This window comes from Ideonella sp. FW305-24 (assembly GCF_058788035.1).
Genome location: NZ_JBYTAI010000040.1, coordinates 1 through 1,999 on the forward strand (window position 1 = coordinate 1; position 1,999 = coordinate 1,999).

Genomic DNA, 1,999 nt, shown 5'->3' on the forward strand with positions numbered 1-1,999 from the left:
CGTAAGCGTCCGGCCAAGTCACATTGAATTGGCGTAGCCGGACAAGGATGCTTGTGTCCACGAACAAATGCGTGGACACATGAACACTTCTGAGGTCGGCCCCCAAGACGTAGCCGCTGCTGCCGGGCGCAGTTGGCGGCGGCATTCCGTGGAATTCAAGGCGCGGGTGATCGAACTGGCGCGCCAGCCTGGCACCTCGGTGGCTGCAGTGGCACTGGCCAACGGCCTGAACGCCAACATGCTGCGGCGCTGGGTTCATGAAGCGGCGGCTGGCGGTGATGCATCGAAGACCGCTGCAACCCGCGCTGCGCCAGCCCAGGCAAGCTTCGTGCAGTTGCCGATGCCTGACCCCGAGCCTCACCCTGTACAGCCGGCGATACCCGCTGCAGTCGTTCAGCAGCCCGTCGACATCACGGTGGAGATCCACCGCGGCAGCACCACCGTGCATGCCGGGCTGCCCATGGACGGCCGCAGTGCGGCGTGGTTGCGCGAGGTGCTGGGTTGATCCGGGTCGACGCCGTCTGGCTGGCCGTGCAACCGCTGGACATGCGCCTGGGCACCGAAGCGGCACTGGCCCGCGTGGTCGGCGTCTTCGGCGCCGCGCATCCCAACCATGCCTACCTCTTTGCGAACAAGCGAGCCAATCGCATGAAGGTGTTGGTGCACGACGGCATCGGCGTGTGGCTGGCCGCGCGGCGGCTCAACGACGGCAAGTTCGTCTGGCCTGCCGAGGCGGCCAGCACGGTGCAGCTGACACGCCCGCAACTCGATGCCCTGGTGCTGGGCCTGCCGTGGCAGCGGCTGGGCGATGCCGGCATCATTCGCGTGATCTGAAGCTGCCGGGCAGGCCGGCGGCAATTGCCGGATGTGCCGATGCGCGTGGCGCGTCGGCGCGGCAACATGGCCGTCCATGATCAGCGCACAGCAACTGGACGCCCTGGACCCGCAGACGCGGCAGGCGATGCTGTCGCTGATGGCCGAGATCCACGCCAAGGACGCGCTGATCGCGCAGCGCGATCGTGAGGCCGCCTTCAAGCAGGCGCTGATCGACAAGCTCACCCACGAGATGGCGGTGCTCAAACGGCTGAAGTTCGCCGCCACCAGCGAGCGCTTCGCCAGTACCCTGGCGCCCGAGCAGAAGAGCCTGCTGGAGGAGACGTTGGACACCGACCTGGCCGAGCTCGTCCAGGAGATCGAGCGCGAGCACGGCAACGCCAGCGACAAAGACAAGACTGAGAAGAAGACGCCCAAGCGCGCCCCGCTGCCGCCGCACCTGCCGCGGCGGGACGTTCCGCACGAGCCGGTGGACACCCGCTGCGGCTGCGGTCAACCGATGCAGCGCTTCGGCGAGGACGTGGCCGAGCGGCTGGACTACCAGCCTGGCGTGTTCTCTGTGGAACGCCATGTGCGCGGCAAGTGGGCGTGCCGGTGCTGCCAGACGATCATGCAGGCGCCGGCGCCTGCACACGTCATCGACAAGGGCATCCCGACGGCGGGCCTGCTGGCGCACCTGCTGGTGGCCAAGTTCATGGACCACCTGCCGCTGTACAGGCAAGAGCGCATCTTCGAGTGCGCCGGTCATCTGATTGCCCGCTCGACCCTGGCGCAGTGGGTGGGCGAATGCGGCGCGCAACTGCAGCCGCTGGTGCAGGCGCTGGCTGAGGAACTGCGGTGCCATGCGGTGCTGCACGCCGACGAGACGCCAGTGGCCATGCTCAAGCCCAAAGACCTGCGCGACGGCAAGACGCACAAGGCCTACATCTGGTCGTACTGCACGACGAGCGCGAACCCGACCAAGGCGGTGGTGTTCGAGTTCAGCGAAGGCCACAGCGGCGAGAGCGTGCGCGAGTTCCTCAAGCTCGACACCCCACAGGCCCGGCAGGGCACGTTGCTCACCGACGGCTTCAGCGGCTACAACGCGGCCACCACCAAGGGTGTGACCTCGGCGCAATGCATGGCCCACGCCAGCAGGAAATTCAACGACCTGTGGGCCAACCAC

The 1,999-nt window shown here is 67.3% G+C and carries 3 protein-coding genes; all 3 read left to right on the forward strand.

The genetic code is table 11. From position 1 onward, the window contains the following. Nucleotides 1-79 precede the first annotated feature (79 nt). Nucleotides 80-505, forward strand: a complete 426-nt coding sequence (locus tag AC3WR5_RS33375; RefSeq protein ID WP_492490095.1) for a transposase — start codon at nucleotides 80-82, stop codon at nucleotides 503-505. Further along, nucleotides 502-834: an IS66 family insertion sequence element accessory protein TnpB gene (gene tnpB / locus AC3WR5_RS33380; RefSeq protein ID WP_492490096.1), complete on the forward strand. Its 333-nt coding sequence runs from the start codon at nucleotides 502-504 to the stop codon at nucleotides 832-834. Before AC3WR5_RS33375 ends, tnpB begins: the two co-directional genes overlap by 4 nt. Before the next feature lie 76 nt (nucleotides 835-910). Further along, a partial coding sequence (gene tnpC / locus AC3WR5_RS33385; protein WP_492490097.1) for an IS66 family transposase occupies nucleotides 911-1,999 on the forward strand: 1,089 nt, incomplete at its 3' end.

What these genes read in the sequence shown, in the direction of transcription:
- AC3WR5_RS33375 (WP_492490095.1), top strand. Translation starts at nt 80, where the DNA reads ATGAACACTTCTGAGGTCGGCCCCCAAGACGTAGCCGCTGCTGCCGGG.